General features: G+C 69.8%; 11 protein-coding genes. 10 read left to right on the forward strand and 1 reads right to left on the reverse strand.

The annotated features are described in order from the left end of the window. The first annotated feature begins 66 nt into the window (after nucleotides 1-66). On the forward strand, nucleotides 67-1,368 hold the full coding sequence (locus tag AB0I59_RS23365; protein WP_061256110.1) for an MFS transporter: 1,302 nt from the start codon (nucleotides 67-69) through the stop codon (nucleotides 1,366-1,368). Between the two features lie 19 nt (nucleotides 1,369-1,387). After that, nucleotides 1,388-1,549 carry a hypothetical protein gene (locus tag AB0I59_RS23370; RefSeq protein ID WP_358135966.1) on the forward strand — a complete coding sequence of 54 codons (162 nt, stop codon included), beginning with the start codon at nucleotides 1,388-1,390 and terminating at the stop codon, nucleotides 1,547-1,549. A gap of 12 nt (nucleotides 1,550-1,561) precedes the next feature. On the opposite strand, the gene AB0I59_RS23375 is transcribed toward AB0I59_RS23370, so the two are convergent. Continuing rightward, nucleotides 1,562-2,998, reverse strand: a complete 1,437-nt coding sequence (locus AB0I59_RS23375) for a CCA tRNA nucleotidyltransferase (RefSeq protein ID WP_435831045.1) — start codon at nucleotides 2,996-2,998, stop codon at nucleotides 1,562-1,564. Between the two features lie 103 nt (nucleotides 2,999-3,101). On the opposite strand from AB0I59_RS23375, the gene AB0I59_RS23380 reads away from it, so the two are divergent. From AB0I59_RS23380 to trxA, 8 genes are all read left to right on the forward strand, one after another. Further along, entirely contained in the window at nucleotides 3,102-3,638 is a 537-nt protein-coding gene (locus tag AB0I59_RS23380) for an aminoacyl-tRNA deacylase (RefSeq protein WP_061256107.1), read from the forward strand. A 46-nt stretch (nucleotides 3,639-3,684) separates the two neighbouring features. After that, nucleotides 3,685-5,877 carry a DUF6049 family protein gene (locus AB0I59_RS23385; protein ID WP_061256105.1) on the forward strand — a complete coding sequence of 731 codons (2,193 nt, stop codon included), beginning with the start codon at nucleotides 3,685-3,687 and terminating at the stop codon, nucleotides 5,875-5,877. Between the two features lie 147 nt (nucleotides 5,878-6,024). Continuing rightward, nucleotides 6,025-7,629 (forward strand): murein biosynthesis integral membrane protein MurJ, encoded by a 1,605-nt coding sequence (murJ, locus tag AB0I59_RS23390; protein WP_061256103.1) that lies wholly within the window; start codon nucleotides 6,025-6,027, stop codon nucleotides 7,627-7,629. A gap of 175 nt (nucleotides 7,630-7,804) precedes the next feature. Further along, nucleotides 7,805-9,286 carry a protein kinase family protein gene (locus AB0I59_RS23395; RefSeq protein WP_358135974.1) on the forward strand — a complete coding sequence of 494 codons (1,482 nt, stop codon included), beginning with the start codon at nucleotides 7,805-7,807 and terminating at the stop codon, nucleotides 9,284-9,286. An 8-nt stretch (nucleotides 9,287-9,294) separates the two neighbouring features. Further along, a complete protein-coding gene (gene sigM / locus AB0I59_RS23400; RefSeq protein ID WP_358135976.1) occupies nucleotides 9,295-9,939 on the forward strand; it encodes an RNA polymerase sigma factor SigM in 645 nt (214 codons plus the stop codon). Then, nucleotides 9,929-10,816 (forward strand): anti-sigma factor family protein, encoded by an 888-nt coding sequence (locus AB0I59_RS23405; RefSeq protein WP_358135979.1) that lies wholly within the window; start codon nucleotides 9,929-9,931, stop codon nucleotides 10,814-10,816. The genes sigM and AB0I59_RS23405 overlap by 11 nt, the downstream gene beginning before the upstream one ends. Nucleotides 10,817-10,993: 177 nt before the next feature. Further along, nucleotides 10,994-11,926, forward strand: coding sequence for a thioredoxin-disulfide reductase (gene trxB, locus AB0I59_RS23410; protein WP_061256096.1), 933 nt, complete (start codon nucleotides 10,994-10,996; stop codon nucleotides 11,924-11,926). Nucleotides 11,927-11,989: 63 nt separating this feature from the next. Next, nucleotides 11,990-12,313, forward strand: coding sequence for a thioredoxin (trxA, locus tag AB0I59_RS23415; RefSeq protein WP_061256094.1), 324 nt, complete (start codon nucleotides 11,990-11,992; stop codon nucleotides 12,311-12,313). Nucleotides 12,314-12,355 lie beyond the last annotated feature (42 nt).

The following is a 12,355-nucleotide window of genomic DNA, read 5'->3' on the forward strand; positions in this document are numbered from 1 at the left end:
TCTTCAGGGGCGGGTCAGGGATCTTCCTGATACGCCGGTCCGGCGGCCCCGCGTAGGCTGTCGCACGTGTCATACGTCTCAGATCTGCGTGTGGTCCTGCGGGGGCGGGATTTCAGGCGGCTCTTCGGAACCCGCCTGGTGTCGCAGTTCTCCGACGGAATCTTTCAGGCCGCCGTCGCCGGCTTCGCCTTCTTCAGCCCGGAGAAGCAGGCCACCGCGACGGCGATCGCGGCCGGCATGGCCGTGCTGTTCCTGCCGTACAGCGTGCTCGGGCCGTTCGTCGGGGTGTTCATCGACCGCTGGTCACGTCGGCAGATCCTGGTCGTCGCGCCCGTCGTCCGGGGCACGCTGCTGGTCCTGACCGCGGCCCTGCTGGCCGGCGGGGCCTCTGAGGTCGTCTTCTACACCGCGGCACTCGCCGTGCTCGGCGTCAACCGCTTCTTCCTCGCCGCGCTGGGAGCGTCGCTCCCCCATGTCGTGCCGTCCGACCGGCTCATGATCGCCAACTCGGTGACGCCGACCTCGGGCACCGTGCTGACCTTCGTCGGCGCGGGCATCGGGCTCCTCCTCCGCTTCGCGCTCGGCCCGCACACCGGCGGCACCGTCGTCCTACTCGTCGTCTCGGGCCTGGCCTTCGGGTTCAGCGCGCTGATCGCGCGCACGATGCCGCGCGAACTGCTCGGTCCGCCGTACGACCCGGACCGGCCGCGCGCGAGCGAGGTGATCCGGGACGTCCTGGCCGGGCTCGTGAACGGCGCGCGGCACATCCTCTCCCGCCGCCAGGCGGCGGCCGCGCTCGGCGCCATGGCCACCCACCGTCTGATGTACGGCATGTCCATCGCGCTGGTGGTCATGCTGTACCGGTACTACTTCACGACGGACGCCGAGGTGGCGCTCAGGGGCATCACGCTGGTGGTGGCGACTTCGGGCGTGGGGTTCTTCGTCGCCGCGCTGATCACGCCGTGGGGCGCCGAGCGGTTCGGCATCGAGAACTGGATCCCGGCCATGCTGGCGGGCTGCGGAGTGCTGGAGCTGGTGCTCTGCCTGCCGTTCCACCAGTGGGGCTTCCTCGTCGCCGGGTTCGTGCTCGGCGTGGGCGGCCAGAGCGTCAAGATCTGCGCCGACACGGTCGTGCAGCGGGACATCGACGACGTCTATCTCGGCCGGGTGTTCTCGATCTACGACATGCTCTTCAACGGCACGACCGTGCTCGGCGCGATGATCGCGGCGACGATGCTCCCGCCGAACGGCAAGTCGTACACCGCCCTCGGCGTCATCGCGGGTGTGTACGCGCTGGGGGCGGTGGGGTACCGCCTGCTCGTCCCGTCGGGCGGCGCCGCGACGGTCGGAGCGTCGAAGAACGTCTGAGGCCGCGACCAGGGCTCCGGTGATCCTGCCGATGTCCTCCGGCGTGCAGGCGTACGCCCTCGGCCCGGCGCACCGCGTGGACCGGGACGCCCGCCGGCACCGCCGCGTAGAGGTGCCACACGTACTCCCGGTCCAGCCGCAGGATCTCGTCGCCGCCCAGGCCATGCACCCCAGAGGGTGACCGCGTGCCGGATCAGGGCAGGACGTTCTGCGCCCTGGCCCAGGTCAGCAGCTCCTCGCGGGCCGCGTCCTTGCCGATCACGCCCAGATCCATCCGCACTTCCAGCATGTGCTTGTACGCGCGGCCGACGACCGGTCCCGGGGAGATGCCGAGGATCTCCTGGATCTCGTTCCCGTCGAGCTCGGGACGCATCTTGGCGAGCTCCTCCTCGTCGGCGAGCCGGGCGATGCGCTCCTCGAGCTGGTCGTACGTCCGTGACAGCGCGGCGGCCTTGCGCTTGTTGCGGGTCGTGCAGTCGGCCCTGGTGAGCTTGTGCAGGCGGTCGAGCAGATGTCCGGCGTCGCGCACGTAACGCCGCACGGCGCTGTCGGTCCACTCGCCCGAGCCGTACCCGTGGAAGCGCAGGTGCAGCTCCACCAGCCGGGAGACGTCGGCGACGACGTCCTTGGGGAACCTCAGCTCCGCCAGCCGCTTCTTGGCCAGCTGGGCGCCGACGACCTCGTGGTGGTGGAAGGACACCCGCCCCGCGGACTCGTTCCTGCGGGTCTTGGGCTTGCCCACGTCGTGCAGCAGCGCGGCCCAGCGCAGGACACGGTCGGGCCCGGGATCCTCCAGCCCGATCGCCTGCTCAAGGACGATCAGCGTGTGCTCGTAGACGTCCTTGTGCCGATGGTGCTCGTCGATCTCCAGGCGCAGCTTCGGCAGCTCGGGCAGGACGTGCGCGGCCAACCCGGTCTCCACGAGCAGCGACAGGCCCTCACGGGGGTGCGCGCCGCAGACGAGCTTGTCCAGCTCGTCGCGGATCCGCTCGGCGGAGACGATCTCGATGCGCCCGGCCATCGCCGTCATCGCCTCGACGGCCTTCGGATCGACGGTGAACCCGAGCTGGGAGGCGAACCGCGCAGCGCGCAGCATCCGCAGCGGGTCGTCGTCGAAGGACTGCTCCGGCGTGCCCGGGGTCCGCAGCACCTTGGCCATCAGGTCGGAGAGCCCGCCGTGCGGATCGACGAACTCGTGGCCGGGCAGGCGCACCGCCATCGCGTTGACCGCGAAGTCCCTGCGGGCGAGGTCGCCGTCCAGCGTGTCGCCGTACGCCACGTCGGGTTTCCGGGAGGCGCGGTCGTACGACTCGTCGCGGTAGGTGGTGATCTCCAGCAACCAGCCGCCCTTGCGCACGCCCACGGTGCCGAAGTCGATCCCGATCGTCCAGATGGCGTCCGCCCAGTCCTTGACGATCTCCAGCACCTGCTCGGGCCTGGCGTCCGTGGTCAGGTCCAGGTCGTTCCCGATCCGGCTGAGGAAGACGTCGCGGACCGATCCGCCGACGAGGGCCAACTCGTGGCCGCGCGCGGCGAACATCGCGCCGACCTCGTCGGCGACCGGAGCGATCCGCCGGAACAGGTCGTCCACGGCGCGTTTCTGAAAGTCGCTCAGATTTGAAACGGACAAGGCTGGGTACGTCCTTCGGTCACGGAACAGGTTTCCCCCGACACGCTGCGATCACGTTCTACGGGTGGGCCGGGGGCTCTGGGACGAGGCAAGGAGCATTGAGATGAAGGACGCTCTCGCCATTCACCGCTGGCTCCTCGCCCACCAGATCCACCATGAGATCGTACGTCTTCCGCGTCCCTTGACATGCGCCGACGAGTTGCCGGAGGTCCTCGACGCCCCGGCCTCCCGGTGCGTCTGCGTCACGGTGTTCGAGGCCGTGACGCGCGGCGTGGCCGAGCCTGTGGCCGTGGTCGGCGCGGCCGGGACGGTCCCCGCGCCGTCCGCGGTGGCGGCCGTCCTCGGCGCCGACCGTGTTTCCACGGCGTCGGCCTTCGTGGTGAATTCGGTGACCGACTACGCCGCCGGGCTCGTCTGCCCGCTGCTGCTCCCCGACGGCCTGGCGGTCCTCGTCGACCAGCGACTCGCCGACGGCCCCCATCCGGAGGAGTCCGTCTACACCGCCACGGGCGAACGACGCACGGCACTGCGAATCCGTGCCGCGCGCCTCTTCTCGCTGGTGGCGGGCAAGCCCGCGGACCTGACAGTGCCCCGGCCACGCGGTTTGACGACCCTGGCAAGCCCAATGAGGACGGCTTAGGCCATACCATTCTGGGCGTGCGCCGATCCTCACACCTGGCCCGCACGTGATCCGTAAGGCCGCTCCGCTGATCCTGCTGACCGCCCTGCTCGCTCCGACGGGCATGGCCGGTACGGCTGTCGCGGGCACGGCGGCGACGAGTGCCGTGACGACCAAGGCGACGGCGGTCGATCCGCTGGTGATCGAGCAGATCAGCTCCGGAGTGCTACGGGACCAGGCCAGCCCAATAACGATCTCCGGTGTGGTCACGGGCACACCGTCGGCCTCCGTACGGGTCCGCATCCATTGGGGACAACCGTTCCGGTCGCGGGCGGAGATGGCGAGCTTCGCGACCGGCCAGGAGTACCCCACTCCCTCCTACAGCACGAAGGTCCAGGCCACGCCGCTCGACGGGGCCGGAAAACTGCGCTTCGAGTTCACCGTGGCCCCGCGCGATATCGGCATGACGCGCCAGGGCGTCTACCCCCTCGCCATCGAGGTCCAGGACGGCGTCAGCCTGCAGTCGATCGAGATCGAGCGCACCTTCCTGACATACGTGCCGCCCGAGCAGCCGGTGCCCAAGGTGAAGCTCGCCATGGCGATGCCGATCGTGGACCGCCCGCACCGGGCGAGCGACGACGACTTCATGGACGACGACCTGCGCGCGTCGGTCTCCACGGGCCGCCTCGCCTCCCTGCTCGACCTGGTACAGAAGAGCGGGCGCACCGTCACCTGGTTCGTCGATCCAGCGTTGCTCGACGACGCCCGCCGTACGGCCACCGGGGAGTACACCGTCAAGACGGCGAGCGGCGGCGCGAAGAAGGCCGCCGACCCCGCCGCCCGCCGCTGGCTCGACGGCCTGCGCGCCGCGCTCACGAGCAGGCCCGTGGTGGCCACGCCGTACGCGGATCCGGACGTGACGGCGCTGGTGCACGCAGGACTGGACGCGCCCACGCAGGATGCGGTCAAGAAGGGCGCGGAGGTCGCCGGGGATGTCCTCGGCCGCGAGATCCCGACCTCGACGACGTGGCCGGTCGGCGGCGCGCTGGATCGCGACGGCCTCGACGAACTGGCGACGGCGGGGGTGCGCACGGTCCTGATGTCCGGGGCGACCCTGCCACCGGATCCGCAGATCGCCACGACGCCGGACGCGGCGACGACCGTCGACACGGTCTCCGGGTCGCTCACCGCGCTGCTCACCGACCCCACGCTCAGCGCGGCCCTCGACGTGGACACGTCCCTCCCCGGGGCCGCCCTGCTCGCGCGGCAGCGTTTCCTCGCCGAGACCGCGATGATCGCGTTCGAGCAGCCGCAGCCGGCGGGACAGGCCGGGCTCTCGCAGCAGGCGGGGGCGACCGGGCAGGCCGTCCAGCCGCAGCAGCAGCCCAGGACGGTGATCGCCGCGCCGTCCACACGTCTGTGGAACCCCGATCCCGAGTTCGTGTCCGGGTTGATCAAGGCGGCGTCGTCGGCTCCCTGGCTGCAGCTGACCACGCTGAACTCGGTACGGCCCGGCAAGGTGCAGGTGCCGCGCTCCGACCTCGTGTACAGCGACCAGGATCGCGCGGCCGAGCTGACCCGCTCCTATCTGGGCGGTGTGAAGAAGCTCAGCCGCCAGGCGGTGATCGCCGAGACGGTGACCGCCGAGCAGCAGAAGCTGTTCGGTGACGCCATCCTCCGGCTCGCCTCCGCCTCCTGGCGTGGCGACGCGAAGCGGGCGGGCGGCTTCGTCAAGCAGGTGCGCGCGTCCATCGAGCAGCGGGTCGCCCTGGTGTCGGTCATCGACACGCCCCGGGCGCTCGCGGGCACCAACGGCCAGGTGCCGGTCAGCGTGGACAACTCGCTGCCCGACAGCGTCGCGATCAAGATCAGAGTGACGTCCGACGACAGGTCGCGGCTGGGGATCGACGCGCCGGGAGGGGTCTACGAGACCGAGCGGCTCGACATCTTCAAGAACCGCAGCCAGCTGGTGAACGTCCCCGTGACCGTACACGGCAGCGGCGGAGAGAGCACGATCGCCGTGCAGCTCCTGACCGCCGACGGCAAGCCGTACGGCAAGGAGGTCCACGTGACCGTCCGCGCCACCGGCTACACGGGCATCGCGCTGGTCATCGTCGGCGCCGCGCTCGCGATCATGCTGGCCGCCGTGGTCATGCGCATCCTGCGGCGCCGGTCCGGCAAGTCACCGCCTCCCAGTACGCCCGGGGCGGCCCGCGAGCAGAGCACCGTACCCGCCGAGCACGGCGAGGGGCAGGCATGAGCGAGCGAACCAACGATCACAGAGCTTTCCGCGCATCCCGGCCCGAACCGTCAGGCGAGGGGCAGGCATGAGCGAGCGAAGCGAGCGAATCAATAAGCGCAGTGCATTCGGCGCATGCCGACCCGAGCCGTCAGGCGAGGGGCAGGCATGAGCCGGGTGTTGCGCGCGAGCGCGGTCATGATGGCCGGGACGATGGTGTCCCGGCTCACCGGCTTCCTGCGGACCGCGGTGATCGCCGCGGCCATCGGCACATGGGCGCTGGGTGACGCCTACAACGCGGCCTACCAGATCCCGTACATCCTGTTCGACCTGCTCATCGGCGGCGTGCTGAGCAGCGTGATCGTGCCCATGATCGTGCGGGCGCAGAAGCGGGACGCCGACGCGGGCAAGGCGTTCGAGCAGCGGCTGATGACGCTGGCGATCCTCATTCTCTCCGTGATCGCCGTACTCGGCGTGCTGCTGGCCGGACCGATCATGCAGCTGTACACGGCGGACAACTGGACGCCGCGGAAGGTCGAGATCGCCACCACGCTGGCCATGCTGATCCTCCCGCAGATCGCCTTCTTCGGGATCGGCGCGCTGGCGGGCGCGATCCTCAACACCCGCGACAGGTTCGCCGCCCCGATGTGGGCGCCGGTGCTGAACAACATCGTCGTCATCGGGGTCGGCATCGCGTACATCGTCATCGGCGGCGCCTCGGCGAACATCGAGGAGGTGACCGACCGCGACCTGGTCCTGCTCGGCCTCGGGACCACGGCGGGCATCGTGGCCCAGGCGATCATCCTCATCATCGCCCTGCACCGGGCCGGGTTCCGGTTCCGGCCGCGCTTCGGGCTGCGCGACACCGGGCTCGGAGAGGCCGCGAAGACGGCGAGCTGGACGTTCGTCTACGTGGGCATCACCCAGCTTGGCTTCCTGGTGACGACCAAGCTCGCCACCGGCGCCGGCGAGCAGGCGCCGGGCATGGGCAACAGCGCCTACGCCTACGCCTTCCAGCTCTTCCAGCTCCCGTACGGGATCATCGCGGTGTCGGTGATCACGGCGATGCTGCCGCGGATGAGCCGGTACGTGGCCGACGGCGAGTTCGGCTCGGCGCGGGAGGAGTTCGGCTCGGCGGTGCGGCTCATCTCATCGGTGATCGTGCCGGCCGGGATGCTGCTCATGGTGCTCGGCCCGGCGGTGACGACGCTGATCTTCTCCTGGGGCCGGATGACGGGGGGCAACGCGCTCTACATCGGCAACGTGCTGCAGGTCTTCGGTCTGGCCCTGGTGCCATTCTCGATCTTCCAGCTGCTGCTGCGGGTGTTCTACAGCTTCGGGGACACCCGGACCCCCACGATCCTCGGCGGCCTGAACGTCCTGATCAACGCCGCCCTGAGCCTCGTCGCGTACTTCATGCTCCCGCCGCGCTACATCGTGATCGGCCTGGCGTTCTCCTTCATGATCGCCTATGTTCTGGGTAGCGGTGTCGCCTGGGCGCTGGCCAGCCGGAAGGTCGGCGGGCTCGGCGGCCGGGACGTGTTCTCGGGGCTCTCCCAGATGTACACCGCGGCGATCCCGGCGGCGCTGATCGCGTTGCTCGCGCTGTGGCTCACCCGGCAGTTCGCCGACATCACCGCGCTCACCTCGGCGATCATGCTGGCCGCCGGAGGCGGGTTCGGCGTGGTGCTTTACCTCGCCACGGCGCACAGGATGCGGATACCGGAAGTCAGCTCCATCATTGGATTGGTGGCGGGGCGGGTAAGGCGCTAGTGTCCGCCTGCCCGTTCGAGGCGTCTCCCAACAGGAAGGCGGGCAGGACCGGCACGGCACTAGCATGGTGCGCCAGGAGTTAGACCGGCGAGCGGAAGCGAGAAGGCGTGGGCGGATCCACCCGGCATCGTCTGATGCGTGCCGGTCGGCTGCGGGGTAAGGCGGCCTGATGAGTATGTCCACGGTAGAACCGGGGTCTCGTCTGGCCGACCGGTTCCGCCTTGAGGACCGGGTCAGCGAGTCCAATGGCGTGACGCTCTGGAAGGCCATCGACGAGATCCTCGCCCGCCCGGTCGCGGTGCACACCTTCTCCCCCGAGTTCGACCGGGTCGAGGAGGTCGTGACCGCCGCCCGCGCGGCGAGCCGTCTCACCGATCCCCGTCTGACGCAGGTGTTCGACGCCGCCGACGAGGACGGCACCGCGTACGTCGTCAGCGAGTGGGTGAGCGGCGACTCGCTCGCCGACCTGATCTCGGCCGGAGGGCTGGAGCCCGAGCGCGGCGCCGCCCTGGTGGCCGAGGCCGCCGAGGCGCTGGCGCACGCGCACGAGGCCGGGCTGACCCATCTGCAGCTCACTCCCGCCCGCCTGGTGTGGACCTCCAGCGGCACGGTCAAGCTGCTCGGCTGCGCCGTGGACGCCGCGATCGTCGGCCTGTCCAGCGACGATCCCGCGAAGGACGACGCCGAGGGCCTCGGCCGGCTGCTGTACGCCGCGCTGACCGGTCACTGGCCGAGTGACGAGGACACCGGGCTTCCCCCCGCGCCCACGGACGACGGCAAGCTGTGCACCCCGCGCCAGGTCACCGCGGGCGTGCCGGGCTATCTGGACACCATCACCTGCCGGACGCTCCTCCCTGAGAGCAGGCGCGGGCTGACGCCGCTGACGACCCCGTCCGAGGTCTCGGACGCGTTGTCCGAGGTGCCCCGGCCCTCCCCGGTTCCGGTGTCCGCGGTTCCGCCCGCGGTGCTGCACTCAGAGGGGCGGGACACGATGGCTTCGCGGCCGCCCCTGCCGCCCACGCTGCCGAACCCCACACCGCCGCACCGCCCTTCGTCGGGAACGCTCAGCCGGGCCCTGGTCACCGTGCTGGTGCTGATGATCATGCTCGCGGTGGGGATCGGCGCCTGGACGGTGGGCAGGAGCCTGGGCAACAACCCGGTCGCCGCGCCCACGACGTCCCCGTCGCCGACGGCCATCCCCAAGCCGGTGGCCATCAAGCCGGTCAGCGCCGCGGGGTTCGACCCCCTTGGCGACGATCTCGAGGAGAACCCCCAGTTCGCGCCGTACGCCATCGACAACAAGCCGTCGACCGAGTGGCACACGACGAACTACAACACCGCGGAGTTCGGCCGGTTGAAGGAGGGCGTCGGGCTCATCCTCGACATGAACGGCCCGGTCCAGATCTCCGACGTCGTCGTCTCGCTGGCCAACACCCCCGGCGCGTCGGTCCAGCTCAAGGTCGGGAACGCCGCCGATCTCAGCGTGCTGAAGACCGTGGCCGAGAGCAAGGACGCCTCCGGCACGGTGACCCTCACGCCCGGCAAGCCGGTGACCGGTCAGTACGTTTTGATCTGGTTCACCCGGCTTCCGCCACATGAGGGTAGGTATCGTGGCACCATCTATGACGTAATAGTGCATTCCCCTGGATCGGCATAGCAGGCCTTGTGAATCCCCCACCTGAGAACTTCCCACCGGCTGAGCACGCCGCCCGGTCGGCGGTGAGCGATGCCGACCTTCTGAGCCGCCACATCGGCGGCGATCCCCACGCGTTCAGCGAGATCGTCAAGCGCCATCGAGACCGCATGTGGGCCGTCGCCCTGCGGACCCTCGGCGACCCTGACGAGGCGGCCGACGCCGTACAGGACGCGTTCGTATCCGCCTATCGCAAGGCGGAGAGCTTCCGCGGCGAGGCCGCGGTCACGACCTGGCTGCACCGCATCGTGGTGAACGCCTGTCTCGACAGGATGCGCCGCAAGTCGGTACGGCCCGTGGCCGACGACGAGCTGATCGAGGCCGCCGAGCGTGACACGCCGATGCCCGACCAGGCCGGCGAGCGCGAGATCTCGATGGACGTCTCCGCCGCGCTCAAGGTGCTGCCCGCTGACCAGCGGGCGGCCCTGGTCCTGGTCGACATGATGGGCTATTCGGTGGAGGACGCGGCAGGTGTGCTCGGCGTCCCCGCTGGGACGGTGAAGAGTCGATGCGCACGCGGACGCGCCAAACTTGCCCCCATTCTTTCGCATTTGCGGAACCGATCGGACAGAACTCGCGTCTCATCCGCGAAGGGAGCAGAACTTCGTGACGGGTGATACGCACTACGACCTGGAGATCCTGGCCGAGCTGGCCGAAGGTCTCCTCGACGACGCCACGGCCCGGCGGGTCCGCGAGCATCTCGCGATCTGCGATCCCTGCGGGGAGAGCCTTGCCGACCTGGCGGCGGTTCGAGAGGTGCTGGCAGCGGTCCCGGTGCCGGCGATGCCGTTGGGCGTCGCCATGCGCATCGATCGCGCGCTGGCCGCCGAATCGTCCCGTGATCTCGGCGACGGCGGGCTCCGCGTCGTGGAGACCCCCGACTGGGACCGGATCATGCGGGACGCCCCTTGGGAGACGGCTCCGCAGGAGGAGACCGCACCCGCGGTACCCGCCGCGGCCACTCTCGGCGTCGTCGCGGACGACGGCACAATCGTGCCCGTCGCCACCAAGAAGCGGCGGCGTCTCTGGGCGATGCCGGCTGTGGCCGCCGCCGCGGCCGCCGTCGTCATCGGAGGCACCGGGGTGGCCACCACCGTCCTGTCCGCCCAGGGCGGCGGGTCGACGCCGTACGTGGCGAGCCAGGCGGATCCGAGCAGCGACCCGACGGCGAGCGAGCTGAAGGCGACGACCTACACCGTGTCCGCGAGCGGCCACAACTACACCAACCGCGAGCTGAGCGGCCCGCTGCTCGGCTACTTCGGTGTCGGCCCCGCGTCGGACACCACCGACGACGAGCCGCTCGACAAGTGTGTCAGGCGGTTCTCCAACCAGCTCGACCGCAAGCCCATCGGGGTCGACAAGGCGCTCTACAACGGCAACGAGGCCACGATCATGGCCTTCTGGGAGGACAAGAACATCAACGCGGTCCGCGTGGTGGTCGTCGACTCCTCCTGCAAGAGCCTGCGCCCCGAGAGCCTGGCCTCCTGGAACTGACGCGTACGGCACCGCCGTGCTGACAACTTCCGGACAGCCCCTCGCTTCCACGCGGGGGGCTGTTCCCGTTCTCGGGTGGATGGGGTGAAGCCGGAGCGGCGGTGGCGGGTGGCGGGAATCCCGGACGCCTAGGATCTGTTGACGCGACTGGCATTACCCGGATCGAAAGGCAGACCGTTGAGCGACGTCCGTAACGTGATCATCATCGGGTCGGGGCCCGCCGGCTACACGGCGGCCGTCTACTCGGCCCGCGCGGAACTGAACCCCCTGGTGTTCGAGGGGTCGGTGACCGCGGGCGGCGCCCTCATGAACACCACCGACGTGGAGAACTTCCCCGGGTTCCCCGACGGCATCATGGGACCCGATCTCATGGACAACATGCGCAAGCAGGCCGAGCGGTTCGGGGCCGAGCTGGTCGCCGACGACGTGATCGAAGTCGACCTGAACGCCACCCCCAAGGTCGTCAAGACCCACACCGGCACCTTCTACGCGAAGTCCGTCATCCTCGCGACCGGATCGGGCTACCGGGAGCTGGGCCTGGAGAACGAGAAGCGCCTGTCCGGCCACGGCGTCTCCTGGTGCGCCACCTGTGACGGTTTCTTCTTCCGCGGCCAGGACATCGTCGTGGTCGGCGGCGGAGACACCGCGATGGAGGAGGCCATCTTCCTCACCCGGTTCGCCTCGTCGGTGACCGTCGTGCACCGCCGCGACGAGCTGCGCGCCAGCAAGATCATGCAGGATCGGGCGTTCGCCAACGAGAAGATCCGCTTCATCTGGGACAGCGAGGTCGTGGACGTCCTCGGCGAGAACAAGATCACCGGTGTGCTGATCCGCAACCGCAAGACCGGCGAGGAGACCGAACTCGCCGTCGGCGGCCTGTTCGTCGCGATCGGCCACGACCCGCGCACCGAGCTGGTCAAGGGCCAGGTGAACCTGGACGCCGACGGGTACATCCAGGTCGAGGCGCCGAGCACCCGCACCAACATCGATGGCGTCTTCGCCGCGGGCGACGTCGTGGACCACACCTACCGCCAGGCGATCACCGCCGCCGGCACGGGCTGCGCCGCCTCCATCGACGCGGAGCGCTGGCTCGCCCACCACAACAGCTGACCTGGGAATGCGGGGCCCGGCTCCGCGGTTGAACCCTCCACACCGAGCAAGGGGAGAGATACATTGGGCGCCATCAAGAGCGTGACCGACGCCACCTTCGAAGCCGACGTCCTCAAGAGCGACAAGCCCGTCCTCGTCGACTTCTGGGCGGAGTGGTGCGGTCCGTGCCGCCAGGTCGCGCCGATCCTTGAGGAGATCGCGACCGAGAACGCGGACCGGCTCGCCATCGTCAAGCTCAACATCGACGAGAATCCCGTCACTCCTCGGGACTACGGCGTACTCCAGATCCCGACGCTGAACGTCTACAAGGGTGGAGAGGTCGTGAAGCAGATCATCGGCGCCAAGCCGAAGGCGATGCTGCTTCGCGAGCTCGAGGGCATCATCTGACGATCTGCCCCCTGCGGCGCGAGCCGTACCACCGCCTTCCGG

Source organism: Microtetraspora glauca (assembly GCF_040656155.1).
Lineage (GTDB): Bacteria > Actinomycetota > Actinomycetes > Streptosporangiales > Streptosporangiaceae > Microtetraspora > Microtetraspora glauca.

What these genes read in the sequence shown, in the direction of transcription:
- AB0I59_RS23380 (WP_061256107.1), top strand. Translation starts at nt 3,102, where the DNA reads ATGAAGGACGCTCTCGCCATTCACCGCTGGCTCCTCGCCCACCAGATC.
- murJ (WP_061256103.1), top strand. Translation starts at nt 6,025, where the DNA reads ATGAGCCGGGTGTTGCGCGCGAGCGCGGTCATGATGGCCGGGACGATG.
- AB0I59_RS23395 (WP_358135974.1), top strand. Translation starts at nt 7,805, where the DNA reads ATGTCCACGGTAGAACCGGGGTCTCGTCTGGCCGACCGGTTCCGCCTT.